The organism is Sulfurimonas sp., from assembly GCF_018698455.1.
Classification (GTDB): Bacteria; Campylobacterota; Campylobacteria; order Campylobacterales; family Sulfurimonadaceae; genus Sulfurimonas.
The window spans coordinates 21623-47893 of record NZ_JABIOQ010000054.1; the positions used below are offsets into that span (position 1 = coordinate 21623).

At 33.6% G+C, this 26271-nt stretch carries 30 protein-coding genes; 23 read left to right on the top strand and 7 right to left on the bottom strand.

Going from position 1 to position 26271, the window contains the following annotated elements; translation table 11 throughout:
- Positions 1-14 precede the first annotated feature (14 nt).
- Complete coding sequence (locus tag HOG88_RS07140; RefSeq protein WP_295004641.1) at positions 15-446, top strand: DUF302 domain-containing protein; 432 nt, start codon at positions 15-17, stop codon at positions 444-446.
- A 14-nt stretch (positions 447-460) separates the two neighbouring features.
- Positions 461-871 (top strand): thiol-disulfide oxidoreductase DCC family protein, encoded by a 411-nt coding sequence (locus tag HOG88_RS07145; protein WP_295004643.1) that lies wholly within the window; start codon positions 461-463, stop codon positions 869-871.
- Positions 872-900: 29 nt separating this feature from the next.
- Here the strand turns inward: HOG88_RS07145 and HOG88_RS07150 are convergent, their stop codons facing one another.
- A complete protein-coding gene (locus HOG88_RS07150) occupies positions 901-1131 on the bottom strand; it encodes a hypothetical protein (protein ID WP_295004645.1) in 231 nt (76 codons plus the stop codon).
- A gap of 154 nt (positions 1132-1285) precedes the next feature.
- On the opposite strand from HOG88_RS07150, the gene HOG88_RS07155 reads away from it, so the two are divergent.
- From HOG88_RS07155 to HOG88_RS07165, 3 genes are all read left to right on the top strand, one after another.
- Entirely contained in the window at positions 1286-1717 is a 432-nt protein-coding gene (locus tag HOG88_RS07155) for a YtoQ family protein (RefSeq protein ID WP_295004646.1), read from the top strand.
- A 3-nt stretch (positions 1718-1720) separates the two neighbouring features.
- A complete protein-coding gene (locus HOG88_RS07160) occupies positions 1721-1903 on the top strand; it encodes a hypothetical protein (RefSeq protein ID WP_295004647.1) in 183 nt (60 codons plus the stop codon).
- Positions 1904-2471: 568 nt separating this feature from the next.
- Positions 2472-3023: a methyltransferase gene (locus HOG88_RS07165; RefSeq protein ID WP_295004648.1), complete on the top strand. Its 552-nt coding sequence runs from the start codon at positions 2472-2474 to the stop codon at positions 3021-3023.
- A 42-nt stretch (positions 3024-3065) separates the two neighbouring features.
- On the opposite strand, the gene recO is transcribed toward HOG88_RS07165, so the two are convergent.
- Positions 3066-3683 carry a recombination protein RecO gene (gene recO / locus HOG88_RS07170; RefSeq protein WP_295004649.1) on the bottom strand — a complete coding sequence of 206 codons (618 nt, stop codon included), beginning with the start codon at positions 3681-3683 and terminating at the stop codon, positions 3066-3068.
- A gap of 131 nt (positions 3684-3814) precedes the next feature.
- Between recO and gltB the strand changes: the two genes are divergently transcribed.
- From gltB to HOG88_RS07215, 9 genes are all read left to right on the top strand, one after another.
- Positions 3815-8248 (top strand): glutamate synthase large subunit, encoded by a 4434-nt coding sequence (gltB, locus tag HOG88_RS07175; protein ID WP_295004650.1) that lies wholly within the window; start codon positions 3815-3817, stop codon positions 8246-8248.
- A gap of 155 nt (positions 8249-8403) precedes the next feature.
- Positions 8404-8649, top strand: coding sequence for a hypothetical protein (locus HOG88_RS07180; RefSeq protein ID WP_295004652.1), 246 nt, complete (start codon positions 8404-8406; stop codon positions 8647-8649).
- A gap of 410 nt (positions 8650-9059) precedes the next feature.
- On the top strand, positions 9060-9902 hold the full coding sequence (gene accD / locus HOG88_RS07185; protein WP_295004654.1) for an acetyl-CoA carboxylase, carboxyltransferase subunit beta: 843 nt from the start codon (positions 9060-9062) through the stop codon (positions 9900-9902).
- A gap of 1 nt (position 9903) precedes the next feature.
- Entirely contained in the window at positions 9904-10467 is a 564-nt protein-coding gene (locus tag HOG88_RS07190; RefSeq protein ID WP_295004656.1) for a thiamine phosphate synthase, read from the top strand.
- A complete protein-coding gene (locus HOG88_RS07195; RefSeq protein WP_295004658.1) occupies positions 10464-10922 on the top strand; it encodes a 23S rRNA (pseudouridine(1915)-N(3))-methyltransferase RlmH in 459 nt (152 codons plus the stop codon). The genes HOG88_RS07190 and HOG88_RS07195 overlap by 4 nt, the downstream gene beginning before the upstream one ends.
- 12 nt (positions 10923-10934) lie before the next feature.
- Positions 10935-11282: an RNA polymerase-binding protein DksA gene (gene dksA, locus HOG88_RS07200; protein ID WP_295004660.1), complete on the top strand. Its 348-nt coding sequence runs from the start codon at positions 10935-10937 to the stop codon at positions 11280-11282.
- A 12-nt stretch (positions 11283-11294) separates the two neighbouring features.
- Positions 11295-12311 (top strand): hypothetical protein, encoded by a 1017-nt coding sequence (locus HOG88_RS07205; protein ID WP_295004661.1) that lies wholly within the window; start codon positions 11295-11297, stop codon positions 12309-12311.
- Between the two features lie 4 nt (positions 12312-12315).
- Positions 12316-13266, top strand: a complete 951-nt coding sequence (dusB, locus tag HOG88_RS07210; protein WP_295004662.1) for a tRNA dihydrouridine synthase DusB — start codon at positions 12316-12318, stop codon at positions 13264-13266.
- A gap of 2 nt (positions 13267-13268) precedes the next feature.
- The gene (locus tag HOG88_RS07215) at positions 13269-14408 is read left to right on the top strand and encodes a hypothetical protein (RefSeq protein ID WP_295004664.1); all 1140 of its coding nucleotides are present in this window, start codon (positions 13269-13271) and stop codon (positions 14406-14408) included.
- Here HOG88_RS07215 and HOG88_RS07220 read toward each other — a convergent pair.
- The 3 genes from HOG88_RS07220 to HOG88_RS07230 are packed head-to-tail and all read right to left on the bottom strand — an operon-like array spanning position 14376 to position 16043.
- The gene (locus HOG88_RS07220; protein WP_295004666.1) at positions 14376-15290 is read right to left on the bottom strand and encodes a hypothetical protein; all 915 of its coding nucleotides are present in this window, start codon (positions 15288-15290) and stop codon (positions 14376-14378) included. The two genes, HOG88_RS07215 and HOG88_RS07220, sit on opposite strands and share 33 nt — an antisense overlap.
- Positions 15287-15622 carry a flagellar motor switch protein FliN gene (gene fliN / locus HOG88_RS07225; RefSeq protein WP_295004668.1) on the bottom strand — a complete coding sequence of 112 codons (336 nt, stop codon included), beginning with the start codon at positions 15620-15622 and terminating at the stop codon, positions 15287-15289. The genes HOG88_RS07220 and fliN overlap by 4 nt, the downstream gene beginning before the upstream one ends.
- The gene (locus HOG88_RS07230; RefSeq protein WP_295004670.1) at positions 15615-16043 is read right to left on the bottom strand and encodes a chemotaxis protein CheX; all 429 of its coding nucleotides are present in this window, start codon (positions 16041-16043) and stop codon (positions 15615-15617) included. The genes fliN and HOG88_RS07230 overlap by 8 nt, the downstream gene beginning before the upstream one ends.
- A 124-nt stretch (positions 16044-16167) precedes the next feature.
- On the opposite strand from HOG88_RS07230, the gene HOG88_RS07235 reads away from it, so the two are divergent.
- Genes HOG88_RS07235 through HOG88_RS07265 form a run of 7 tightly spaced genes read left to right on the top strand, consistent with a single transcriptional unit; the run spans position 16168 to position 22563 of the window.
- Complete coding sequence (locus HOG88_RS07235) at positions 16168-16899, top strand: sulfite exporter TauE/SafE family protein (RefSeq protein ID WP_295004672.1); 732 nt, start codon at positions 16168-16170, stop codon at positions 16897-16899.
- Positions 16900-16914: 15 nt separating this feature from the next.
- A complete protein-coding gene (gene uvrA / locus HOG88_RS07240) occupies positions 16915-19746 on the top strand; it encodes an excinuclease ABC subunit UvrA (RefSeq protein ID WP_295004674.1) in 2832 nt (943 codons plus the stop codon).
- A 3-nt stretch (positions 19747-19749) separates the two neighbouring features.
- The gene (locus HOG88_RS07245) at positions 19750-20496 is read left to right on the top strand and encodes a radical SAM/SPASM domain-containing protein (RefSeq protein ID WP_295004676.1); all 747 of its coding nucleotides are present in this window, start codon (positions 19750-19752) and stop codon (positions 20494-20496) included.
- 9 nt (positions 20497-20505) lie between these two features.
- Positions 20506-20862 carry a rhodanese-like domain-containing protein gene (locus tag HOG88_RS07250; RefSeq protein ID WP_295004678.1) on the top strand — a complete coding sequence of 119 codons (357 nt, stop codon included), beginning with the start codon at positions 20506-20508 and terminating at the stop codon, positions 20860-20862.
- A 30-nt stretch (positions 20863-20892) separates the two neighbouring features.
- Positions 20893-21768 (top strand): ribonuclease HI, encoded by an 876-nt coding sequence (locus tag HOG88_RS07255; protein WP_295004680.1) that lies wholly within the window; start codon positions 20893-20895, stop codon positions 21766-21768.
- Position 21769: 1 nt separating this feature from the next.
- Entirely contained in the window at positions 21770-22003 is a 234-nt protein-coding gene (locus HOG88_RS07260; RefSeq protein ID WP_295004682.1) for a DUF2798 domain-containing protein, read from the top strand.
- Positions 22000-22563 carry a GNAT family acetyltransferase gene (locus HOG88_RS07265; protein ID WP_295004685.1) on the top strand — a complete coding sequence of 188 codons (564 nt, stop codon included), beginning with the start codon at positions 22000-22002 and terminating at the stop codon, positions 22561-22563. The genes HOG88_RS07260 and HOG88_RS07265 overlap by 4 nt, the downstream gene beginning before the upstream one ends.
- A 256-nt stretch (positions 22564-22819) precedes the next feature.
- On the opposite strand, the gene HOG88_RS07270 is transcribed toward HOG88_RS07265, so the two are convergent.
- Both HOG88_RS07270 and HOG88_RS07275 read right to left on the bottom strand, forming a co-directional pair.
- Complete coding sequence (locus HOG88_RS07270; RefSeq protein WP_295004686.1) at positions 22820-23092, bottom strand: hypothetical protein; 273 nt, start codon at positions 23090-23092, stop codon at positions 22820-22822.
- A gap of 69 nt (positions 23093-23161) precedes the next feature.
- Positions 23162-24364: a class I SAM-dependent rRNA methyltransferase gene (locus tag HOG88_RS07275; RefSeq protein ID WP_348653005.1), complete on the bottom strand. Its 1203-nt coding sequence runs from the start codon at positions 24362-24364 to the stop codon at positions 23162-23164.
- 266 nt (positions 24365-24630) lie between these two features.
- Between HOG88_RS07275 and HOG88_RS07280 the strand changes: the two genes are divergently transcribed.
- Positions 24631-24897 (top strand): hypothetical protein, encoded by a 267-nt coding sequence (locus HOG88_RS07280; protein ID WP_295004688.1) that lies wholly within the window; start codon positions 24631-24633, stop codon positions 24895-24897.
- Between the two features lie 66 nt (positions 24898-24963).
- Positions 24964-26262 carry a hypothetical protein gene (locus HOG88_RS07285; RefSeq protein ID WP_295004690.1) on the top strand — a complete coding sequence of 433 codons (1299 nt, stop codon included), beginning with the start codon at positions 24964-24966 and terminating at the stop codon, positions 26260-26262.
- The last annotated feature ends 9 nt before the right edge of the window (positions 26263-26271 follow it).

Below are 26271 nucleotides of genomic sequence, written 5' to 3' on the forward strand. Positions count from 1 at the left end.
TATAAGGGACGAATATGAAAAAAGTTATTGTTTTACTACTTATAGTACTAAATACTTATGCCTCAACATTTGTTGAAATAGAGAGCAAGTACAATGCTCAGACGACAGTCAATAAAATTAGTACAATGATTGAAGAAAAAAAAGGTTTTTCTATCTTTACTGTTTTTAATCATCAAAAAAATGCGACTTCTGTAGATATGAATCTTCCATTTTCTCAGGTAATAGTTTTTGGAAATCCAAAGGCAGGAACAAAACTCATGCAAGCTGATATTTTAATGGGATATGAACTTCCTATGCGTATCATGGTGTATGAAAAAGATGGCAAGGTGATAGTTGCTTATAGAAAAACACGATACCTTTCTGATAACTATAAGATAAAAAACTCCCCAGTACTTCCTAAAATGAAAAAGATGATGGCGTATTTTACATCGTCAATTAAAAAATAAACCATTAGTTTAAATTGAACAATAAAAATGAATTACATATTATATTATTTGATGGAACGTGTAATTTATGTTCTGCAATTGTAAGGTTTATTTACAGAAGAGACTCTGAGTCTAAGTTTTATTTTGCTTCTCTCGAGTCTAGGGCTGGACAAGATTTACTAAATGAAAATAATCTCTCCACATCTGATTTTGATTCACTTGTTTATTCCAAACGAGGGACAATACATATAAAATCCTCAGCGGCACTGCATATTTTTAAGAATTTAGGTGGATTTTGGAAACTGTTATTTGTATGTATCGTGGTTCCAAGATTTACTAGAGACTTTATTTACGACCTTATTGCAAAAAATCGTTATAAAGTTTTTGGACAGAGTGAAAGCTGCAGTATTTCAAACTTAGACATAAGAAATAGGTTTTTAGACTAAGTTTGAGAACGATGTTCTTCGTAGAAAAATTAGCCTCTTTCTAGAAAAAGTCTATAACCATTCGTCTCGTGAGAAGAAACAACTTGAATTAATCTCCAGCCATCTTTATATAAAGCTGCCAATGTAGTTTTTGAGTTTTGAAGTTGAGATATAACATCTGTTACGCCGTCATTAGCCGCTTGTTTTTTAATGTCCGTTATTTGGATTATTTCAGAATCCTCATTGTATATGACAGCACAAAAATATACTTTTATTTCCATTTTCTAATTCCTTAGTTTAATTAGGGGTTCTTATATGAACAGTCAAGACTGTTTGCTTGAATAATTCTATCTAACTTTACAATAGTTTAAGTTCTTTATATGTGTTAGCTTAAGAAAATTAAGAGATAATAAAGAAAATTTTAAAGGAATCAATATGTACACTGTATATCTTGCGGGTGAAATTCATTCTAACTGGAGAGAAGAAATTATGAGAGGTTGTGAAAATCATGATATTGAATTTCTTATACCTGAACATGATCATGCCAGTAGTGATGACATAGGTAAAGATGTAATAGGAGAACAAAAAAGTAGTTTTTATAACGACCATATAAGTGCGAAAATAAACTCTATGAGAAACCATACTTTCATTAAACAAGCAGATATCCTGGTTGTAAAGTTTGGTCCGAAGTATAAACAATGGAATGCCGCATTTGATGCTGGATACGCTTCGGCATTAGGTAAAAAGGTTATAGTTATTCATCCTGAAGAGTTTATACATGCTCTTAAAGAGATTGATGCTGCTGCATCAGCTGTTGTAAGCTCTGAATCCCAAGTTGTTGATATACTCCACCATTTAGTCAGATAAAAAATGAACATTCAGGTTCAAGGTCCTTTTGCTGCATATACAGGCACACTTAGTGAGACTATAGTATTTGAGTATGATGACTTTTCCAGAGTAAAAAACATAGGTTATGCAGAGACAACAGAAGAAAATAGCTATGATGCAGATGGACTACTTATTAAAAAAGGGAACTTGGAATGTCCCCTATAAAGTAGACAGTTTTATGTATTCAAGTACCTCTCATATTTGGAACACATAGTACTCACATTAGTTTTCCGTGTTCCATAAGGTATTCAAACAAAAACAGTATCAAAATCGGACACTGAATTTGACTGCCAATTTATGAGAAGAATTCCAACTAGAAAAGTCTTTATTTCTCAAAATTTCCGTAAACTCAAAAAAGTGTATTCATAATAGACTTGTATTTGCATGTTGATTCTTGCTTATATTTAGCCACTATATTCGGCACAATTTTAAAAAGTTTAGGTAATTGTTGTTAATGTAGAAAATATCGTACATCAGTATCATGATAATAGACACAAAAATAAAATATTCAAAGAAGTTAGTAAGATAGATAGTTGCTTGTTGAAAATAAGGGAGTCAGCTTTAATTATTGAGTATATTTGTCAAATAATTGATTATAAGGTGATAAATAGATATAATAACTCAGGTCAATATGATAAAAAAAATCAAGAGTAGTATTATGATATATAAACTTAGAAAAATTTGCTTTATGGTTGTTGCTTCTATATTTTACAACTTCAGAACGACATAAAAAATGACAGAAGATAAAGAAAGATGGAACAAGCGCCATGTAGAAAAACCAATGCGTCATAATGTAGAACCGATAATAGAAAAATATATAGGGGCTGCAGATGTTGGTGAAGCATTAGATATAGCATGTGGAGTAGGACGAAACACTCATTTTCTCGCAGAGAAAGGGTTTTTAGTTGATGCTGTTGATATTAGTGACTATGCTCTTTCTCAAATTCAAGATATAAAGGCCATTAAAAAATTTGATGTTGATTTAGATACTTATAATTTAGAGATAAACAAATACGATTTAATCGTGAACATTAACTATTTATCAAGACGCCTTATACCTCAGATGAAAGAAGCTCTTCGTAGTGGTGGAGTTATTATTTTTGAGACTTTTATCATTGCACATGGAGAGTTTACTCAACCAGTAAATCCAGAATTTTTACTTAGAAAAAATGAGTTGCTTCATGCTTTTATTGGACTTGATGTTATTTATTATGAAGAGAGACAAGATGTAAATCTTAGAGGAGAAGCAACAATGGTAGCTTCGCTTGTTGCTAGGAAAGAATAAATTCTCCTCTTTAGTTGTAAATTTTTTTAAACAACTCTGGCATTAAAGCCCTTCAAGTAAAATACGCCAAAGTCTATCAACTTCTTTGTCACTTAAAAAAAGACTTGAATGGTTTTCGTAGAGTGCATTAAGCGCTTCGCGTTTAATGCCTAAAGTATGTGTACAATTATAGTGAGTTGGAAGAAAGGCACGGATGAGTGATACTTCGCCTTGTATCTCCTTAGAACATAAAAAGCAGTACAACTCCTTGTGAAGTCTTCCCTCATGCGCTAAAAGTTTAACATAGGTTTCAATAGCTACACGTTTTGGATTTTGTTTCGCCCATTTATTTGAGGCATTGTCTATTAGGTCAAAGTAAAAAGTTCCAAGATTTTCTGCATCTTTAAGATGACTAAAAAAAAGAGAGAGGAAATCTTGCCATAAACGCAGGAGATGATAGTCGTTTATCCATTTATAACCAATGTGTACAACATCTTTGAGTCTACCAATAGTTGATTTGGCGGAGGGCTCTATTTCATAGTCTATTTTGAAGCCAATATTTATAGTTCCATGGCGTGCTCCATAGAACCTATAAAGGGTTTCCAAGTTGTTTTTTGAAAGAATAGTAACTATAAGATCTTCATCTTTAACTTTGTTAATGTTTATGATAAAACCTTGCATACTGTGAGTATACCAAATTAACCTTGTTTTAATGCTTTATTAGATAGAATTCCATACTCATAATGTCCATAGGATTGAAAATATCCATAGGATAAAAAAATAATTATTTATAATAATCAAGAAGGACTACAATGGCATGCAATTTAGATTTATTAACTTCTTTTAAAGACAACTGTGGATTTGGACTATTAGCTTCAATAGACAATAAACCTACACATAAAAACTTAGAGGATGCAGTAACTTCATTATCAAGAATGATGCATAGAGGGGCTGTAGCAGCAGATGGTAAAACAGGAGATGGTTCAGGTTTATTACTTTCTATGCCAAAATCATTTTTTGAAAAAGAGCTTGCTAGTAATGGTGTTGATATTCCAGAAAAGTATGCTGTAGCTATGGTATTTTCAAATAATGAAAGTGATTTCGATACTATGGAATCTATATGTAAAAATAATGATCTTAAAGTTGTCTATGCAAGAGAAGTACCTGTCAATACTGCCGCACTAGGGGCTCAAGCATTAGAGTCACTTCCAACTATCAAGCAGCTTTTTGTTGTAGCAGATTCCCCAGTTGCAAATGAAAGACTGGATGCACTTGTGTATCTTTCAAGAAAAGAGATAGAAACGAAGCTTCAAGATGATACAACATTTTATATCCCATCATTTTCAACAACTGTTATATCATATAAAGGTCTTGTTATGCCAACACATATCAAAGATTTTTACACAGATTTGGCCTCGGAAGATTTTAAAATATCTTTTTGTTTATTTCACCAAAGATTCTCTACAAATACTTTACCACAATGGAAACTAGCACAACCATTTAGAAGTATTGCCCATAATGGAGAAATCAACTCTGTTACAGCAAATCGATTTAATGTAAAAATGAAGATGGCAGCCGTTAAATCTGGAATATTTTCAGATGAAGAGATGAGTAAACTCACGGATGTTATTCAAGATGGAATGAGTGATTCTGCTAGTTTAGATAACTTTATGGAGTTTTTACAGGTAAATGGAGTGGACTTCTTTAAAGCAGCCCGTTCTCTTATTCCCGCACCTTGGCATAATGACCATGCTATGGATTCAAAACTTAGAGCCTTTTATGAGTATGCAAGTGCTTGTTTTGAGCCATGGGATGGACCAGCGGCAGTAAGTATGACAAATGGAAGATATATCGGATGTGTGATCGATAGAAATGGATTAAGACCAGCTAAATATATCCGTACAACTGACAATAGAATGCTCATCTCATCTGAATATGGTGTACTAGAGTTACCTGAAGAGGAGATTCTTGAGCGAGGTCGACTGCAATCTGGAGAGATGATTGGAATCGACCTTAAATACGGAAAAGTACTTAAAAATGAAGATATCAATAAGCATCTTAAAAGTATGCATAATTATGATAAATGGCTGTCTGAAAATATGTCTTATCTTCAAGAGCATGCAATTACAGCTGATTTTGAAGATTGTAAGTTTAAAGAGAGTGAAATGGAAGCAAAACAGCGATATTTCAACTACACTCAAGAGTTAAATAAACAAGTAATTAGTCCAATGTTAAAAGAGGGCAAAGAGACAACGGGTGCAATGGGTGATGATACACCAATTGCAGCATTCTCGACTGAGCAAAGAAATTTTACAGACTTTTTTAAGCAAAAATTTGCCCAAGTGACAAATCCTCCAATAGACTCAATTCGTGAAAAAATTGTAATGAGTTTAAATACTGGTTTTGGAGAAAAAAGAAATATTCTTGCAGATGATGCAGAACATGGGAAGAGACTTAAGACAGTGCTTCCTGTTATGTCAAAAGAAAAATTTCTAATTTTGCTAGAGTTTGGTGATACAAGCTCTTCAAAATATGATCCAGCATATAAAGTTGGTAAATATGCAACAACATATACTCATGACCTCAGAGGCTCTCTAGATGCTTTAATAGAAAAGATCATAGTAGATGTAAGAGATAATGGTGTAAGAACTATTATTTTGGATGACAGAGAGTTAGATGAAAACAATAAAGTAATCCCAATGCTAATGCTAATTGGTTGTATTAGTCAAAGGCTACTAGATGTAAAACTGAGACATCTTGTAAGTATTGTTGCAGCTACTGGAGAAGTTTATGATCCACATTCAGCTGCTTGTATGATTGCATATGGTGCAGTAGCTATTTTTCCTTATCTTCTATATTATACAGTTAAGCAAATAGCTGAAGGTACAGAGTATGCGGAAGATATGCCTCATAATTTAAGAAGATTTAGAAGAGCTATGGGTGCAGGTCTTTCAAAAATTATGTCTAAAATGGGAATTTCAACTATTTCATCATACAAAAACTCTCGTCTTTTTGATGTGATCGGGCTAAGCGAAGAAATTGTAAATGATTGTTTTGATGGAAGTATTTCGTTGTTAGCAGGGCTCGGTTATGAAGATATTGATGAGAGATTAAATTCTAATCATAAAAGAGCGTTTACCGATAAATTTGAAGGTAAAGACAAAGCACTATACAAAGGTGGATACTACAAGTATAGAAAAGGTGAAGAGTTCCATGATTTATCTAAACCAACAATCGCTGCAATTCAAAATGCTGGGGCATCTGGAAAAAAAGAAGATTGGAATAAATTAAAAGAGTTAGTAAATGGAAGAGATAAGAAATTTATTAGAGATTTCTTTGAACTAAAAAGTGATAGAGAAGCGATTCCAGTTGATGATGTTGAGCCCTTATCGGAAATCTTTAAAAGATTCTCAACAGCGGCTATGTCTATGGGGTCTATTTCACAAGAAGCACATGAAACTTTAGCAGTAGCTATGAATACAATCGGTGGAAAATCAAACTCAGGTGAGGGTGGTGAAGCAAAAGAGAGACTTAAAAGTAATAGAAACTCTAAGATAAAGCAGGTTGCATCAGGTAGATTTGGTGTTACACCGGAGTATTTACAATCTGCCGAGGAAATCCAAATAAAGGTTGCACAAGGTGCTAAACCCGGTGAGGGTGGACAGTTGCCTGGATCAAAGGTTTCTCCACTTATAGCAACACTTAGATTTACAAAACCTGGTGTTACGTTGATTTCACCTCCACCACATCATGATATTTACTCAATTGAGGATTTAGCTCAGCTTATTTATGACCTCAAGCAAGCTAACCCTAGAGCTAAAGTTGCAGTTAAACTTGTATCTTCTGCTGGTGTTGGCACAATCGCCTCTGGTGTTGCTAAAGCATATGCTGATAAGATCATTATTTCAGGTGGGGACGGTGGTACAGGTGCTGCGCCTATTGGATCAGTTAGATTTGCTGGTAACCCTTGGGAACTAGGTCTTTCTGAAGCGCATAACTCTCTTAAAGTAAATAACTTAAGAGGACAAGTTACACTTGAAACTGATGGTGGTTTAAAAACTGGTTTAGATGTTGTTAAAGCTGCTATTTTTGGTGCAGAACAGTATGCATTTGGTACCGGTGCACTTGTAATTGTTGGATGTATCATGCTTAGAGTCTGTCACATGAATACATGTGCTGTTGGTGTTGCTACTCAAGATGAAAAGTTAAGAGAAAAATTCAATGGTAATGTTGATAAGGTTATTAACTACTTCACACTATTAGCTGAGGATGTTAGAGAGATCCTTGCGTCACTTGGATATAAAACTTTAGAAGAGATTGTTGGACAAGATCACCTTCTTAAAGTTATTGATGATGAGTTCGCACAAAAATTTGACTTTGAATCACTAATTTATAGAATAGAGGGTGTTAATACTTGTCAAGTACCGTTTAATGAACCGTACGATCAAAATGAGTATGAAAAAGAGCTTATTAAAGAGTTGCTTCCTACAATTGAAAATCCGGAAAAACCGATTGTATTAGAAAAAGAGATCTCTAACTTAAATAGAAGTTTTGCTACGAGAATTTCAGGTGAGATTGCTTCAAGATATGGAAATGACGGATTACCTGATAACACAATTACATTAAATATGAAAGGTGTAGCAGGACAATCACTTGGTGCATTTATGACTAAGGGAATAAATATCAACATAGACGGTGCAGGTAATGACTACATCGGTAAAGGTATGAACGGTGGAAACATTGTAATTACAGCTGAAAATAGCGGGCAAGAGTTTGCACTTGGTGGAAATACTTGTCTTTACGGTGCAACTGGTGGTTCTCTTTATATCAATGGTCAAGTTGGCGAGAGATTTGCGGTAAGAAACTCTGGTACGACTACTATTGTTGAAGGTACTGGAGATAATACATGTGAATATATGACAGGTGGAATAGTTGTAATCTTAGGTAAAACAGGTGTTAATTTTGGTGCCGGTATGACTGGTGGTAAAGCATTTGTTTATGATGAAGATAGAACATTCTACGAAAAGATAAATACGGAGCTTGTAGAAGCAATTAGAATTGATAATGATGAGTTTGATGCAGATATGTTTGAGCTTAAAAATCTTCTCAAAGACTATGTTCTTAAAACTGGAAGTCAAAAAGCACAAGATATTTTACATAGCTTTAGAAGTGAAGTTAGAAAAATATGGATGGTAATTCCAAGAGGTGCTCGGCCTACATTAGAGGCTAGTAAAAGAGGGGAATAGTAAAAAATGCTATTTGTATTTTAAAAGCTCAAATGAAGATGCAGTTATAATATCAAATGTCATTAGGGTTAATAATAGTTTAGGGCTTCGCTTGATGGTTGTAAAGCTGTACGAAGTATATAGGAATCTCTACTAAAATAAAATTTGGAAAAATTATGTATAAAAAAATAGTACTAATAACAATTGTCTTAAGTATAAATCTATCTGCAAAGAATGATGAAATAGCTAGCTGCTCATCATTTGCAAATATAGAAAGTAAAAAGTCATCCCTTGAAAAATGTGTCAGTTGCATTAATAATTTAAGTGTAGTAGTCGGTTCAACAGAAGAAAAAATAGATAACTTAATCGATGAATGTTTAAAAGGTGTATCTCTTTTGCGAACAGCAAAAGATCACAAGTGACTTTAGTGCTGACTTAGTAGTAATGGCTGTGTTTAATGGTCATGCTACAATATATCTGAATCTCTACTAAAATGAAAAAATATATGTTATCCATATTCTGTAACTAACCACCCTCTTTAAAAGAGAGCACTTTCCTGTGTTCTTGATAACCTTGGTTGCTCGTGATTTATCTGAAACTATCAAAGTCTTACTCTCTTCTGAAAAGTCTAATGCCAATGTTTAGAGCCATTTGCCTTACAGCTTATCTCATCCATACCTATTAGAGGAGCTTTTCCAAGTACTACTGTGATTTTAGTTTTACTTTTGGATATAGAGAAGATAAGAAATACTCAAAAAAGTAAAACAAAAATTCAATAGAATAAGTATAAATTAGATATAATAAGAGCTATTATATAATTTAAGGATTTTTTTTGAACCTATTTGACCTCTTTCATAAAACTTTTGATAATAAACAGCCAGTAAAGGCAGAAGCATCTTCACATTGGATTAAATGTAAGTCTTGTTCTTCTACAATGTATTATAGAGAAGTTGAGAACCAAAATTATGTTTGTCCTAAATGTGGATATCATATTCGTATTGGTGTGAAAGAACGTATAGCACTTTTAGCAGATGAGGGCACATTTGTTGAGTTTGATGATACTCTAGAACCACTAGATCCATTAAAGTTTGTAGATAAAAAACCATACACACAAAGAATAGAAGAAGGGTTTGCTAAAACAGGGCATAAGTCTTCAGTAGTTAGTGGCTCTATTGTTATGAATGGAGTATCTGCACAAGTTGTTATTTTTGATTTTGCATTTATGGGTGGTTCTTTAGGCTCTGTTGAAGGTGAAAAGATAGTACGTGCCGTGAACCGTGCTGTAGAAAACCGTGAAGGTCTTGTTATCCTTTCTGCTTCTGGTGGAGCTAGAATGCAAGAGTCTACATTTTCACTTTTACAAATGAGTAAAACTTCAGCTGCTTTAGCAAAACTTGCAAAACACAAACTTCCATATATCTCAGTATTAACTGATCCAACAATGGGTGGAGTCTCCGCTTCATTTGCAACCCTTGGAGACATTATCATCGCTGAACCAGGTTCTCTTATCGGATTTGCTGGACAGCGTGTTATAGAACAGACGATAGGCTCTGCTCTTCCTGATGGTTTTCAACGTGCAGAGTTCTTACTTGAAAAAGGTTCTATTGATATGATCGTTAATAGAAATAATCTTAAAAAAACTCTTGCAGATATGCTTACTCTTTTAAAAGTTTAGTATGAAACTATATGCTCTTTGCGATCAAGATATGCTGGACACTAAGGGTGTTACTCTTGAAGAATTTGTAGAGATAGCTAAATTACATAATGCAGAAATAATTCAATATAGAAGTAAAAATTCTGATGTCTCTTTTATTAAACAACAACTCATCAGAATTCGAAAAATATATGAGGGTTTTTTAATAGTTAATGATGCATATGAGCTTATAGAATATTGTGATGGGGTTCATATGGGACAGGGGGATTTAGCTCTTGTAGATGAAGATATTACTAAAGCTATTAGAATACTCCGAAGTGTAGTCTCTGAAGATAAAATTTTAGGTATTTCAACTCATAACGAAGAAGAAGTGGCTCAAGCAAATAGCCTTGATATTAACTATATTGGATTAGGTGCATTTAGAGACACTACAACAAAGCATGATATAACAGGTACACTAGGAGACTCACTTGATAAGATTGCCTCTAAATCAAAGCATCTCGTTGGTGCTATTGGTGGAGTAACATTAGAAGACGACTTTGAACATGTAACATATCGAGTAATTGGAAGTGGACTTCTTAAGTGAAACTAGAACTTGTAAGTATCGCTAAAAAAGAGAAGAGTATTTACGATCCTCTCTATAAAGAGCTTATAAAAATGATTTCTCGGTTTGCAAAAGTAGAAGATATTGAAATCTTTACTAAAGATGTAACAAAAGCACACACTGTCTCCCCAAGTGCCTCTCAGAAGGCATATACAAAGGTATTGGAGCCCCATATAGGAAGTTCTTATACTGTATTATTGCACCCTGATGGTAAAATTGTTGACAGTTATGAATTTAGTAAGCTTTTAAATGATAAAATGTCAATTAAATTTTTTATAGGTGGAGCTTATGGATTTGAGGATGACTTTTTGAAAAAAAGTGATGCTGTAATAAGTCTTGGAAAAATTACTATGAGTCATAAAATCGCTAAAGCTGTATTGCTAGAACAGATTTATAGAGGTTTTTCTATTTTAAGTAACCATCCATATCATAAGTAAAGGGATACACAAGTGCAAACAAGTGAGTTAAATTATTTTAAAGAGCTACTAGAAAGTCGTAAAGTACAAATAAAGAAAAATATTAATGGTGTAAATGCTGAGTTAAGTCAATTAAATTCTTTAGAGTTGAATGATGAGGGTGATCATGCATCAGTTAATAACAATGCAATGATTGAAAGTGCAATTGTTATTCAGCAAACACAAGAATTATCAGAAATTGAAGTTACATTAGGTAAAATAGAAAATCTAAGCTACGGAATCTGTGAAATGTGCGAAGATGATATAGGTTTTCAGAGATTAAAAGTAAAACCGCATGCAATTTATTGTATTGATTGTAGAGAGATAATAGAAAAAACTTAATAAAGGATTATCATGTATATCAAAAGATATTCAATAGCCTCTTTTTTATTGATGGCACTAATCGGTTCGTTCGTTTATATGTATATAACACAAGAGAGTATCGCATTAGAACTATTTAGTATTTCCATGCCACCTCTTCCTGTAGCATTTTTAGTCTTATTACCTCTGCTTGTTTTATATATAGCGAGTCTCTTGCATATGTTATTTTATTCTTTTCTTAGTAGTTTGAATCTTCGTAAATCTGAAAAAGATTATGAGAAAATTATAAATGCCATAGTCGATACATATCTTAGTAAGAGTGGTAGAAAATATAGCTTTAAAACACCAGAGTATAAATTAATGGGAATGCTTTTAGAAAATATTAAAATTTTCCCTACTGCAGATTTAGAAACAACAAATAATACTAAAATTGACACTGTATTAAAAGCCATTGATGGAATAAAAAATGGCGAGATTGTCGACTTAAAGCCTTATAACCTTCTTACAACAAATGACTTAGTTATTCAAAATGAAAGAAATAGATATAAAAAAGAAGAACTTACTGCTGAAATAATACTCCTAAATGCTAGTAAGTATGCAACTGTTCTAAGAGAAGAAGTTTATGTTGATTTTGTTAGAACAGCTTCTCTTCCAATGATTGAAAAGTATAATGAGGTACTTACAAAAGAGTCTTTAAGCACCATCTTGTCTCGTGTTAATGCAGATGAAAATACTTTAGAAATTTCAAATGATGTACTCATTGTACTTCTTAGAAAACTAGACTTGACTAAAGAAGACCTAATTCAACTCTCAGCTACTATTTCTCGTGGTGGCATGATTCCAGAACAGAGAATGAAATTATTTGAACTTTTCAGTGAAGAAAATGATGATGCTATGGATGCTTACCTTTATACACTTTTTGATTTAGAGATGCTCTCGTTAGCTGATGATATACTTGATATCTCGCAAACTGAAGAGTATCAAAATTTTAAAGCATACCGAGCGCTTAAAGAAGCAAATAAAAACTTTAATATAGAATTGTTTATTTAATATTATGATAGAAAACCTCTCTTTTGAAAAACCAATCTATGTTTTAGCACCACTCGCCGGCTTTACAGATTTACCTTTTAGAAGTGTCGTTAAAAAATTTGGTGCGGATTTGACGGTAAGTGAAATGCTTAGTTCAAATGCTCTTGCCCATGGCTCTAAAAAAACTCTCCATATGCTACTAAAATCGAATAATGAAGATCCTTATTCTGTACAGATTTCTGCTTCAGAGGTTGATATGGCTAAACGTGCTGTTGAGATTTTAAATGAACGCGAAGGAATAGACGTTATAGACCTTAATTGTGGTTGTCCTGTACCAAAAGTAGTTGGACATGGTAGCGGAAGTTCTCTTCTGCTAAATTTACCTCTCATGAGTGATATCATAAAGGGTATAAAAGATACTTCAAATAAAAGCTTAACATCTGTGAAAATGAGACTTGGCTTTGAAGATAAAAATCATGTTGAAATAGCAAAAATGATAGAAGGAAGCGGTGCTGATTTTTTAGCAGTTCATGGACGTACTCGAACTGGAAAGTTTAAGGCAGCTGTTGATTATGATGCTATAAGAGAGATAAAAGAAGCTGTGAATATACCTGTTATAGCAAATGGAGATATAGATTCTTATGATAAGGCAAAATGGGTTTTAGAGCATACTGGGGCTGATGGTTTAATGATAGGCCGTGGTGCCGTTGGTTCTCCATGGATATTTCATCAGCTTCGTACCGGTATCCAAGAGATAGATCCAAAATTAAAACATGAGATTATTATGGAACACTTTGATAAAATGATAGAGTTTTATGGCTCTTTTGGTGTACCTATGTTTAGAAAACATACACATACATATTCTAAAGGTTATAGAGGAGCTTCAGTGCTTAGAAATGAGGTTAATAATATCACAGATATACAAGAGTATAGAGATAGACTTGACACATTCTTTAGTAATGGAGAAATGGCTTGAACATGTTAGGCATTAGTAAATCAATCAAAGACCTAGACCCCGTTGATATAAAAGATAATCTTTTATACTATGATTATAATACAAAACACCTTCTCTCTTTAATAGCCAAAGGCTTAGAAGTAGATGATCCAGCATATATGAGTTCTTATCGTTCTTTTGAGGGTGAAGTATTTGAAAATTTTGTTTATGAAAAACTTCTACGCTATGCACAACAAAATGACTATATAGATAAGTTTGTACTGAAGGGTTTTCATCAGAATAGACATAAAGCTTATGCAAATACACTTTCTATTAGCGAAAAAGAACAGATAGTTTATAGAACTAAAAGTAGAGAAATTAGCGAGTTTGATGCAATGTTTGTTACTACAGAGAATGAACTTTATTTTGTAGAAATGACACTTGTAAAGTCAGTTCTAAAGCTTAGACGTCGACTAAGAAAGAAAAAAGCACTTTTAGAAATAATATTTCCTCATTATGAGATTAAAGCACTTATCATTTTAAATGAAGGTGCAACTGGTCACAAACAGTTTCCAGACTACTGTAAAGTGTGGTTTACTAAAGAATTTTCAGCAGGGAATGTCTTAGAATACCTTACTTCAAAGAATAAACCAAAAATTCAAGCAAAAGAGATTATTAAAACTGGCGGTATGATAGAAGCACATATTCTTAAGCTTCATAATTTCAGATATTATAATACCATGTCATGGATAACTAAGACAATTAGAAGTAGTAAAAAGCATATCATTGATATGAACTTCTTAATGAGCTTCAAAGTGCAAAGGTATCATGACCTTTACAATAAGTTTTATATAGGCTATTTAAGTATAGAAGATGCTCAAAAACTACTAAACTTACAAGGTGAGTATAAAGATGACCAGAGAGTTGTTGTATCTCTCGAGAAGAAACATTCTGATGAGATTATACTGACATATTATATTCAGACAACAAGAAAAACTCTTTATCTTTACACTTTTGATGAGTCAGGGAAGGTGACAAAAGAGAAAAAGGATCCTTACGGTATAACTGTAACGGAAGTTTTCCACTCTAATAAGCAGATGGATGAGAGTTATATATTAGATCTTGATCAGATAAAAGTTATTAAAAAACTTTTAAGAGATAGATTCGTTACTATAAATGAGTGATGCCGCTTTTTCTTTGTAAGCTTGAAGAGGTTCTTTTCTAGAGCCCTCTGAATAGTTACTTCCCAAAAAGTCTTCTAGTTCTTGATTCCTACTTTGTAAAACACTTTCAAATTCCTCTTGATTACTAGGTTTATTGTCAGTAAATTTGTCGAGTAAAATGTTACTATTTCCCATGAGAACCAAATAACTCTCTACACCAAAATCTAGCATTACAACACTATTCTTATCATTTATTAATTTTTGAAATCTAATAGAAACATCTCTATAATCAGTTTTTTGAGCTTGTATGTCATTTACTTGATCTGTAGATTTAAATAGCCAAGAGTTTTTTGCTTGCCTTGATTTTTTAGGCTGTTGTCCTTGAATTTTATTTTTTAAAATCATAAGTATAATAATACCTAGAATTAAGATACCAACAACTATATAATAGCTTGAAGACATATCACTATTCTTTTTAGTAGGAAGTGCCGAAAAAGGATTTTGTTGGGTAACTAACTGCTTATTTATCATTGGTGCTTGAGTTACTTTACTAGTAAATCTTAGTCTCAATCCATATGCATCAGTTGTTTTGGAAGCTATAAGTCTAACTGATGGAGAGACAAGAGCCACTAGCTGCGTTTGCCCTTTGAGCTTTGTTATTGCAAGTGACTGAAGATAGGGGGAAGATACTTTTTTTATTTTGGATGATTCTATAGAAGCATCCCTAAGCTTTATAATAATTTTTGAGTTACTTATACTCTGTTTGATATTTCCGTGATATGGAGTATCAAAGGTAATCATGACATCGGCTCTATCTGTTCTCTCATAAATGTTATAACTAAGTATTTTTGATGAAAAAAGTGAAAGTGGAAGAAGCAGTAGTAGTAAAAAGTATTTAATCATAGTTTTTCTTTTGAGAGGTGGTATAAAACAGCACTAGAATCTAAAACTTCATTAATACGAATGGCAAGATTCTTTTCATAAACCATAACCTCACCCTTACCTAGTATACGGCCATTTACATAAGACTCAACACTTTCACCTGCTGGTTTTTTAAGATCAATAATAGAGCCTTGGTCTAGTTTTAGAATTTCACCTAGTGTGAGTTTTGTTTCGCCTAAATCGGCAACAAACTCTACTTGCATATCTAAAACACCAGAATAGTCCATCCAAGAGAGTTCTTCTTCGTTATAGTTATGATTTTCTAAAAAATTATGTTTTAGCTTCTTAGCCATTTATTTCCTTAATTGCGATAGTTAATTCATCGTTTTGAATTTTTATAGTTTTGAAGTCTTGACAAGTTATATCAAAGTCACCAATCTTTTCAAAATTTGGAATACCCATTGTATAAGGATTTTCGGCTTGAGCTTCAGATATAAGCTTAGCACTGCCAATAATCATATTTGCTGTTTCTAATGCCATGTCTATGAGTGTTGCTTTATCACTCTTATCTTCTTCGAGAAAAATTGTTGAGATTCTTTGTATAAAGTTTTGATCATAGGCAATATAGACTCGGTATTTTATGTTATCTGCAGTTTGAATATCTACGTAAGCAATAAATGTGCTCTTTTTACAAATTTCGTTAGAAATTTCAAATTCTTCTCTTATTTGATGAGTACAAAAATTCTTTAGAGCCTCTTCTATAGTGTCTATCATGGTATACCTTTTATTGATTAGGAATAATTATACTTTAATGAAACACAAAGTAAAATTAAATGTACCCTTATATCTATTGTGAAGTCTTATTCGAGTATACTTCGCAAAATATTTATGGATAGTTATGTTTGAATTAATTTTAATTGGTATTTCTGTTGGAGTGTTATCCGGTTTTTTCGGTATCGGAGGAGGAACGATTTTAGTTCCTTTACTTTTGTTTTTAGACTATCAAACAAAAGATGCCATTGGCATTGCAATTGTACAGATGGTCTTTAGTTCTATCTATGGAAGTTACTTAAATTCTAAAAAGGGCACTTTAGATATGCCTATGGTGTTAAATATTGCTATTGGAGGGTTTATCGGTGCACTCTTAAGTGGTACGATTACCTCTGCTGTTAGTACACAAGCACTTGAACTTGTATTTTTAAGCTTTGCAACTTTTGCACTATTAAAGCTATTTTTCAAAACGCAGGAACATGAACAGGTAAAAGAGATACATGGTATGGCTCTTTTTATTATAGGTTTTTTATTAGGTGCTTTAAGTATGACTATTGGCGTTGGTGGGAGTATCTTACTTATTCCTATTTTAGTCGGTTACTTACATGTACCACTAAAAAAAGCAATTTCTGCTGGTTTATTTTTTGTAGTTTTTTCATCTATTTCAGGATTTATTTCTCACTCTTTAGCGGGAAATATTATGTACGAAGATGGTGTGATTGTTGGTTTGGCTTCTTTACTTGGTGTTTATGTAGGAATAGCCTTAAAAGATACTGTAAACACGATGCTACAAAAAAATTTACTTGTAGTTTTTTACTTGTGCGTGGTAGTCTATCTAGTACAGAGAATATTTATATAAATAGGATGAAATAATTTGAAAAAAAATGATGTTATCACCATAACAGGTGCAAGAGAAAATAATTTAAAAAATATAAATTTAGTTATACCAAAAAATGAATTAGTTGTAATGACTGGAATCAGTGGAAGTGGAAAGTCTACTCTCGCTTTTGACACTCTTTATGCTGAGGGACAACGTCGTTATATGGAGTCACTTTCTTCTTATGCAAGACAGTTCCTTGACCGTGTTGGAAAGCCTGATGTTGACAAGATAGAAGGACTTACTCCTGCTATTGCAATTGACCAGAAAACAACTTCAAAAAACCCTCGTTCAACAGTTGGGACGATTACTGAAATTTATGATTATTTTAGACTTTTATATGCTCGTGTCGGTGTACAGCATTGTCATAAATGTCAAAAAGTTATCTCTCAAATGTCTGCTTCAGACATTATTAACGAAGTTCATAAACTTCCTGCAAATGCAAAACTTGTTCTCTTGGCCCCTCTTGTTCGTGAGAAAAAAGGTTCTTATGCAGAGATGATTGAGTCTTTAGTTCAAAAGGGCTATCTTCGTGCTCAGATAGATGGAATAATGGTACGTCTTGATGAGGAAATAGAACTCTCAAAAACTAAAAAACACACTATTAAAGTTGTCATCGATAGAGTTGTTGTAAAGCCTGAAAATAAAGAGAGAATAGCTGCCGATGTTGAAAAAGCACTTAAAGAATCTTATGGCGAACTAGAAATAGAAATACTAAATCATGAAGAACTTGATTGTGTGGCACATATGCACTACTCAGAGCATAATGCTTGTTTTGACTGTAAAATCAGTTTTGATCCACTAGAACCTCTCTCATTCTCGTTTAACTCACCAAAAGGTGCATGTTCAGAATGTGATGGTTTAGGACTGCGTTACGCATTAGACCAAGAAAAAATCATTGATGGAGATTTGAGTATTGAAAAGGGAGCCGTTAAGATTGTTTATGGTTTTAACAAGGGCTATTACTTTACATTTTTAAAGGGATTTTGTGCACATAATGACATAGATATAACAGTGCCATATTCAGAATTAGAAGAGTACCAGAAAAAAGCAATACTTCATGGAAACATAGAAGAAGTGACATTCCTTTGGAAAAACCATGAAGTCAAACGCCTCTTCCCTGGAATAATTCGTATAGCTTATGACATGTTTAAAGATGAAAAAGAGTTAGCTGACTACATGAGTGAGAAAGTGTGTAGCATTTGTGATTCTAATCGTCTTAAACACGAGTCTTTAGCTGTGAGAGTTGCAGACAAGGGAATAGCAGACTTACTTAAAATGCCAATCGGTGAAACGTATGAATGGTTCGCTGATAAAACAAATTTTGAATATATGGATGCACAAGATGAACAGATTTCAGCACCAATCTTAAATGAGATTCGAGAGCGTTTATACTTTTTGTTTGATGTTGGTTTAAGCTACATTACACTTGGACGTGATGCAAGAAGTATTTCAGGTGGAGAAGCACAACGCATACGAATCGCTTCACAGATAGGAAGTGGTTTAACTGGTGTTTTATATGTGCTAGATGAACCAAGTATTGGACTTCATGAAAGAGATACTCAAAAACTCATTAGAACACTGCGCTCACTTCAAGAGAAGGGAAATAGTGTTATAGTTGTTGAGCATGACAAAGAAACTATTGAAAATGCTGACTTTATTATTGACATTGGTGAAGGTGCTGGAAAGTATGGTGGTAATGTTGTTTTTAGTGGAACGTTAGAGAAGCTTAAAAAAGCAAAAACTCTTACGGCTGACTACTTATATGGCCGTAAAAAAATAGAATACTTTTATAGACGCTCCCAAGATAAATATATAGAAATTAAAAATGTCACACTTAACAACATACAAAATCTTAGTGCTAAAATTCCTCTAAACAACTTTGTATGTATTACAGGAGTAAGTGGAAGTGGTAAAAGTTCTCTTATGCTTCAAACACTACTTCCAACGGCACGTGAACTTCTCAACCATGCAAGAAAAGTAAACAAAGTAGCTGGTGTAGAAATAACTGGTTTAGAACATGTAGACAAGGTTATCTATCTTGACCAAAGCCCAATAGGCCGAACACCGCGTTCAAATCCTGCAACATACACAGGTGTTATGGATGAGATAAGAAATCTTTTTTCTCAAACAAAAGAGTCTCAGATACGAGGTTATACGACGTCGCGTTTTAGTTTTAACGTTAAAGGTGGTCGTTGTGAGAAGTGTCAAGGAGAAGGTCAAAACAAGATAGAAATGCACTTTCTTCCAGACATCATGGTTAAATGTGACTCTTGTAATGGTACTCGTTATAATAACCAGACCTTAGAAGTTTTATACAAGGGAAAAACAATAGCAGATGTTCTTTCTATGAGTGTTAATGAAGCTTATGTTTTCTTTGAGCCAATTCCGAAGATAAACTTGAAAATGAAAACACTTGTTGATGTTGGTTTAGGGTATATCACTTTAGGGCAAAATGCAGTGACACTTTCAGGTGGAGAGGCACAGCGTATCAAACTTTCTAAAGAGCTAAGTCGTAAAGACACTGGTAAAACACTCTATATCTTAGATGAGCCTACAACGGGACTTCACTTTGCAGATGTAGACAGACTTACAAAGGTACTTCACCAGTTTGTTGAACTTGGAAATTCTATGCTTATCATCGAGCATAATCTTGACATGATTAAAAATGCTGACTATGTTATAGACATGGGACCAGAAGGTGGTGCTGGTGGTGGACTTATCATAGCAGAGGGAAGTCCAGAAGAACTTGCGAGTACTTATAAAGAGACAGGCTCATTTACTGGAGAGTATCTAGAAAAAGAGTTAGCACTACATAATAAAGACTAATTTTTGAAAATCAAGCATATGCAAAAGGTATACATAGAACTCACATCTAAGTGCGGACTCTCTTGTGACTTTTGTCCATCTGCTAGTAGAGTTTTAAGTGACATGGATATAGAACTGTTTACAAAGATAAATACAGAGATAAAAGCTTTTACCAATGATGTGGCCTATCATGTCGTTGGTGATCCATTAATAGTTGATAACCTCAAAGAGTATTTAGACATAAGCCATAGTGTTGGGCTTAATGTTCATATTACAACGGCTGGTTACTACTTAAAACCTTCTCATTCCGATGTCCTCAACCATCCGGTAATCAAACAAATAAACTTCTCACTTAATAGTTACAGGGGCAATAAACTTCCTATATCTTTAGATGAGTACCTAGGAAAAATAGCAGAGTTTACACTCGCATTCCGTAAAAATAATACTAAATCATTTATAAACTATAGACTATGGAATAAAGAAGAAGACAATTCTCAACAAGATTATAATACTCAGGTTATTCAAACTATGTTTGAAAAACTGGGTGCTGAAATTCCAAGTGATATGGATATGCAGAGTAAAAAACTTCGAGTAATATCTAAGGTACTTTTTAACTATGACAATCTTTTTGAATGGCCATCACTCCAGGCTGACTTTGTAGGCGATAAGGGACATTGTCATGGACTTAGCTCTCAAATGGCCATACTGAGTACAGGAAATGTTATAGAAGAACTTTGTAAACACTGTTCTTATCGTCAAAAGTTTAATTAAAGGTAAATAATGAAAGAAATAATTGGTATGTTCTTATTAATAGTGGGTCTCTTCTCAGGTTGTTCTAAAATTAGTGATGAAGATTTACTTAAAGCTAGAAAAGCTGTGAAAAATGGTGCGTTAATAGTTGATGTAAGAACACCCAAAGAGTTTAGAGTTAAACATATATCAGGTTCTATTAACTTACCAATAAAAAATATTATGAAGGGTAAAATACCATTACCTAAAAATAAAGAAATCGTTGTTTATTGCAGAACAGGGAGTAGAAGTAGTGTCAGTGCCAAAGTTCTAAGAGAACGAGGATGGAGTGTTTATGATGTTGCTACTCAATCAGAATGGGAAAGAAAGATTCAACAAAAGAACTAAAATATTGTTACAATTAATCAAGGAAAGAAAATGCAAATAGTTACGAAAGAATTCTTAGAATTAGGTGTAAAGACGGATACTGATATAAATGACTCTCAGCTGATTTTACTTGATATAGATGAGAATGAAAAGGCTCAATGGGTAGAAATGGCACTTGGCAAACAACTTTCAGATGCAAGAGCGGAACTTTTTGTCTTGATTGGTGGCATAAAAGCGAAAGTGGCTCGTGATAGAATCATCAAAAACTATAAGGCATTACAAAAGTTTCGTCTAGGCCAACATCCGTTAGACCAAGTGAGGCTTAAAAGCCGAATCGGTAAAGAAGACATGAGTATAGTAGAACAAACTGAGAAAGAAATACAGATCACTACAAGTGCTCCTAGTACTAATGGCGATGTTACCATATACTGTGATGGTGGTTGTACTCCAAATCCTGGAAAAGCTGGTTCGGGAGTTGCTGTTTACAGAAGAGGGGAACTCTCTGAACTCTGGTATGGACTTTATGAAACTATGGGAACAAACAACACCGCTGAACTTGGTGCTCTTTATCAGTCTCTACTTTTAGCGCAAAAAGAGCTTATAAATGGAAATACGGTTAAGATAAAGTGTGACTCAATGTACTCGATAAACTGCATACAAACTTGGGCTATTTCATGGGAAAAGAAGAACTGGACTAAAAAGGGTGGTGCGATTAAAAATCTTGACATAATAAAAGAAGCTTACTATCTCTACAACGACATCAAACAAGATGTAAAACTCTCACACATAAAAGCCCATGCAGGGTTTGAAGGTAACGAGTTAGCGGATAGAATGACAATGTATACCATACAAGAGAAAAGTGAAGCATTTGTGAAATACACAAAAAAGATAGATGTTGCTGCGATATTAAAAATGAGAGCAGGATAAGATGATATCTTCTAAGTACCTCTCACTAGTGCAATCTTTTTTACTCTCTGGTTTTATGAGTTTCATCATGTCGGGGATAATTACTTTTATAAACTTGGGACTTATAGATGGTTTTATCCTAATATGGCTTCGTGCTTGGATATTTGCTTTTGCCATCGCACTTCCAACGATTTTACTTGTTTTTCCTATTTCAAGAAAAATTGCAATGAAGATAGCATCCAAAGATTTAATATGACATATAAAATAGCAACAGTAGAAGATATACCGAGTGTTTTAGAATTGCACTCTAAGTACCAAGTAAACACTATAAAAGAAGAAGAAAAAAAAGATGGTTTTGTGACGACTGCGTTTAGCGCACAAGAACTAGAAGAATTGATTACTACAGAGCAAGGTCTTTTCATAGGTGTACAAAATGAAAAGGTTATGGCTTATGTGATGGCTGCATCATGGCAGTTTTGGTCTAGATGGCCAATGTTTGCACACATGATAAAAGATTTACATAATCTAACTTACTTAGGTCAAACACTAAGTGTAGAGAACTCTTACCAATACGGACCTATCTGCATAGATAAAAGTGTTAGAGGGACTGAGGTGTTACCTGAAATATTTGATTTTACAAGAGAAGAGATGTCTAAACGTTATCCAATTCTTGTAACCTTTGTAAACAAGATAAACCCTCGCTCGTACGAAGCCCATAAACGAAAACTGGGACTCGAAGTGATACAAGAGTTTGAGTTTAATGGCAACTACTATTATGAGATGGTTTATGACACTTCTAAAACATTAAAAGCATAGTGCAATTTAATTTCAAGTAGTTAGTCAAGTTTATTAGCTGTCAAGAATTTGTGAAATATATTATTCTATTTATATAAATCAACCACCTACATTGACATATATTGCCCTAAAATAAGAATGCTCCGCCATATAAAACTTTCCATCTTTGGCTTCAGCAATAACAATGACTTTACTATTGTTACCGTATAGCACTTTAAGCTCAAGAGTATCCACTATACAAAAAGATAAGTTTTAATATAAAGTCCTAGACTAAAGACTATTGAATCTCGCTAATAGCCTTTAGTAAACCATCTTTATAGTCACTTTCTCCAAGTTCACTTATCTTTGCCTTGTAGTCGTTTATAAGAGACATAAACTCATCTCCATTAGCTAGCTCTTGTTGCTCGCGTTTATGTTCATAGTAATAACATAAGTCTGCTAACCACTTAGATATTTTCATATAACCTTTGTCAAAGTCATTTGGTTTCTTTGCAAATCTATATGTTGCTGATTGTTGATAGAGTGCTGCGTTTAGTTTATTAAAATCCATAGTGTAAGATTAGCTTGTTTTAGAGAGTAGGGTTAAAAATATGACAGATTGAAAAGAAACACTAGAAACCTAGCGAATCTTTCGAATAAAGACAACTTTTAAGTAGTCTCCCTCTTTGAACTTCTCTAGGACTTTGAAGTCCTTTGGCAGAGTGAAACTCTCTTCGACTTTGAACTTTCCCTTTAACTCTCTAAACGCTTTAGATATAAAATCTCTAAAAGTCATCATGCTAAAGTTTGCAGAGTTCGTTGAAGCGACGATTATTCCGTTTGTATTGGTTATTTGAATGACTTCTTTTAGTAAGTTGACATAGTCCTTACTCGCACTAAATGTGTGCTTTTTACTTCTTGCAAAACTCGGAGGGTCAACTACGACCATGTCGAAGAGTAGCTTTTTACGAACGGCATACTTGAAGTAGTTAAAAACGTCTTCGACTATGATGTCTTGCTTTTGCACATCAATGGCGTTTACATTGAACTGTTCTTGTGTTTTTACTAGACTGCGTTTGGCTAAGTCTACGCTTGTAGTCTTTTTAGCCCCACCAACAGCTGCGAAAACTGAAAATGCACCAGTATATGAAAAAGTGTTTAAAACAGTTTTACCTTTAGCATATTTGTCTCTAATGGCCGCTCTTACATCTCGTTGGTCTAAAAACACTCCAACCATCGCACCATCATCCAAATATATGGCAAAGTTAACTCCATTCTCTTTAACAATTATTGGTGCATCTGCCTCTTTTCCAAATAAAAAATCATTGTCATCATCAAGGTATTTTCCTTTTCCATCAAAACGTTTTTTCTGGTAAATACCTTTGTACTCAACACTCTGTTTTAATGCTTCAAGAATAATATCTTTGAGCGCATAAATACCAAGGCTATACCAAGTAAGCATATAAAAACCATCAAAGTAGTCTATGGTTAAACCGCCAAGACCATCTCCTTCACCATTTAAAACTCTAAACGCGGTAGTAGACTCATTTTTATAAAACTCTTCTCTATAGGCAACTGCTGCTTTGATTTTTTTGACAAAGAAGTCTATGTCTATGGAATCGTTCTTGTGTTGAGTAAGTACCCAGCCATAGCCTTTGTTCTGAATTCCATGATAGCCTTTTACTATAAATCTATTTTTCTCATCGACAAGGTTTATAACGGTTCCTTCTTCGGGCAATTGCTCTAAGTTAGTTATAGACTTTTTGGAAATAAGCGGATAACCATTAGTATAGGCATCAATATAGTCAGGTTTTATAGTTAAAGTTTTTTCAATTTTATAAATAGACTATCCTCTAGATTCTTTTTTAGCTTTTTTGTCTTCTCTTTTTTCTTTTAAAGTTTTAGTAGGTGCTTTTTTGCAGATTTTTGAACGTCTTTACCTTTCGCCATAATGATCTCCTTCATATGATTTTAGTTTATAGATTCATTGTATCGTAATTTTGATATATACTTATTGAGTTGGGGTTTTATCGGATTTAAAACTTAAGTAATTTTGTCTGTATTAATTTATAATATAAATATTTAATTTAATATGATAAAATTCCAATTATGAAATTAAATGTACTGTTATCTATCTTTTTTATAATTGTTACAACTTTATCAGCTGCTCATGAAGTAGAACATATTATGCTTGATGATGATTCATCATGTTTAGTCTGTAATGTAAACAATAATTTAATATCAGCTGATGTCATTGATATATCTCAACTTGTCGAGATTATCCATTTTGAAAAAATTTCACAAAACAACTTCATTTCCACTCTTCATATAAAAGATAGAAACAACCAAAACCGTGCTCCACCTTCAGTATCCTAACTGCCCAATAATAAAACAAAAAACTTTATAAAAACAAAATATTATTATTAAACAGGATATACAACTATGAAAAAAATAAATAAGATACTATTATCAAGTGCACTATGTGCAAGTTTCGCTTATGGCGATGTAGCTACATTACTACCGGCTGAAAAAAGAACCTTTGATCAATCACAATATGTTCCAGACATCTCTGCAATTCTAGATTTCTCATTTGTAAATAACAGTGTGAAAAATGATGAAATCGGACATTTAGAACTTCCAGGTATTGCTCACGGACTTTTAGGTGAACACACTGATGGGGATACGACTCATGCGACTTACAATGCAAAACAAGGCTTTAACCTAAACTATGTTGAAATGATTTTATCGAGTAATGTAGATCCATTTCTCAGTATGGATGCCGTTTTTCACTTTAGCCAACATGGAGTCGAAATAGAAGAAGCTTACTTTACAAGTACAGCTCTTGGAAATGGTCTTAGAGCGAGAGGTGGAAAAATTCTCTCAAACTTTGGTTATTTAAATGCTCAGCATCACCATTACTGGGATTTTGGGGATATGCCACTTGTTTATGAAGCCTTTTTAGGAACACACGGTATAAATGAACTTGGTGCTCAACTTCAGTGGACTGCGCCAACTCCATTTTACTTAATGGCAGGTTTTGAAGTTCTACAAGGTGAAAATGAAATGATGTTTGGAAATGCTACTATTGGTGATGTTGAAGACCCAATAGTTAAAGGTGTTGATGCTCCATCACTCATGGTAGGGTACGTGAAAACCTCTTTTGACATTGGTGACACTACAATTTTTGGTGGAGTATCATATGCTCAAGGTAGTTCAATGGTGGACCACAGTACTGACGAGGAAGGACCTCATGTATTTAGTGGTGATAGTAAACTTTATGGAGCCGACTTGGTTGTTTTACACTCGTTTAACTCTTACAGCTCAATAAAATGGCAAAGTGAGTGGTTAAGTAGAGAGATGGATGGTACACAGTATAATTTAGATGTAAATGCTACAGTACCAGTGCTAGCCTTAAATAAAAAACAGAGCGGTCTATATTCTCAACTTATTTACACACATAACCAAAATTGGAAAATGGGTCTGAGATACGATACAATCTATCAAAATGACATAGAAAAAAGTGCAGGAGATGATTCATTTGCTCCAACTGACCTAAATAAGTACTCTGGAATGGTAGAGTATCACACAAGTGAGTTCGCACGTTTTAGACTTCAGTACAACCATAATGATGCTATGTATGGTGAAGAAGATGATAATGGTGTACAACATAAACAAAGCGTAGACACGATTATGCTTCAAGCAAACATTGCTATTGGTGCACACTCGGCTCACTCGTTCTAAAAAGCACTT

Bases quoted from the DNA above. Each gene is read 5' to 3' on its own strand.
- HOG88_RS07190 (WP_295004656.1), top strand. From the start codon at position 9,904: ATGAAACTATATGCTCTTTGCGATCAAGATATGCTGGACACTAAGGGT.
- HOG88_RS07280 (WP_295004688.1), top strand. From the start codon at position 24,631: ATGAAATTAAATGTACTGTTATCTATCTTTTTTATAATTGTTACAACT.
- HOG88_RS07160 (WP_295004647.1), top strand. From the start codon at position 1,721: ATGAACATTCAGGTTCAAGGTCCTTTTGCTGCATATACAGGCACACTT.
- HOG88_RS07230 (WP_295004670.1), bottom strand. From the start codon at position 16,043: ATGATAGACACTATAGAAGAGGCTCTAAAGAATTTTTGTACTCATCAA.
- fliN (WP_295004668.1), bottom strand. From the start codon at position 15,622: ATGGCTAAGAAGCTAAAACATAATTTTTTAGAAAATCATAACTATAAC.
- HOG88_RS07155 (WP_295004646.1), top strand. From the start codon at position 1,286: ATGTACACTGTATATCTTGCGGGTGAAATTCATTCTAACTGGAGAGAA.
- dusB (WP_295004662.1), top strand. From the start codon at position 12,316: ATGATAGAAAACCTCTCTTTTGAAAAACCAATCTATGTTTTAGCACCA.
- HOG88_RS07150 (WP_295004645.1), bottom strand. From the start codon at position 1,131: ATGGAAATAAAAGTATATTTTTGTGCTGTCATATACAATGAGGATTCT.
- HOG88_RS07215 (WP_295004664.1), top strand. From the start codon at position 13,269: ATGTTAGGCATTAGTAAATCAATCAAAGACCTAGACCCCGTTGATATA.
- HOG88_RS07140 (WP_295004641.1), top strand. From the start codon at position 15: ATGAAAAAAGTTATTGTTTTACTACTTATAGTACTAAATACTTATGCC.
- HOG88_RS07205 (WP_295004661.1), top strand. From the start codon at position 11,295: ATGTATATCAAAAGATATTCAATAGCCTCTTTTTTATTGATGGCACTA.
- HOG88_RS07255 (WP_295004680.1), top strand. From the start codon at position 20,893: ATGCAAATAGTTACGAAAGAATTCTTAGAATTAGGTGTAAAGACGGAT.
- gltB (WP_295004650.1), top strand. From the start codon at position 3,815: ATGGCATGCAATTTAGATTTATTAACTTCTTTTAAAGACAACTGTGGA.
- HOG88_RS07265 (WP_295004685.1), top strand. From the start codon at position 22,000: ATGACATATAAAATAGCAACAGTAGAAGATATACCGAGTGTTTTAGAA.
- HOG88_RS07250 (WP_295004678.1), top strand. From the start codon at position 20,506: ATGAAAGAAATAATTGGTATGTTCTTATTAATAGTGGGTCTCTTCTCA.
- HOG88_RS07165 (WP_295004648.1), top strand. From the start codon at position 2,472: ATGACAGAAGATAAAGAAAGATGGAACAAGCGCCATGTAGAAAAACCA.
- recO (WP_295004649.1), bottom strand. From the start codon at position 3,683: ATGCAAGGTTTTATCATAAACATTAACAAAGTTAAAGATGAAGATCTT.
- HOG88_RS07270 (WP_295004686.1), bottom strand. From the start codon at position 23,092: ATGGATTTTAATAAACTAAACGCAGCACTCTATCAACAATCAGCAACA.
- HOG88_RS07260 (WP_295004682.1), top strand. From the start codon at position 21,770: ATGATATCTTCTAAGTACCTCTCACTAGTGCAATCTTTTTTACTCTCT.
- HOG88_RS07235 (WP_295004672.1), top strand. From the start codon at position 16,168: ATGTTTGAATTAATTTTAATTGGTATTTCTGTTGGAGTGTTATCCGGT.
- HOG88_RS07180 (WP_295004652.1), top strand. From the start codon at position 8,404: ATGTATAAAAAAATAGTACTAATAACAATTGTCTTAAGTATAAATCTA.
- HOG88_RS07220 (WP_295004666.1), bottom strand. From the start codon at position 15,290: ATGATTAAATACTTTTTACTACTACTGCTTCTTCCACTTTCACTTTTT.
- HOG88_RS07285 (WP_295004690.1), top strand. From the start codon at position 24,964: ATGAAAAAAATAAATAAGATACTATTATCAAGTGCACTATGTGCAAGT.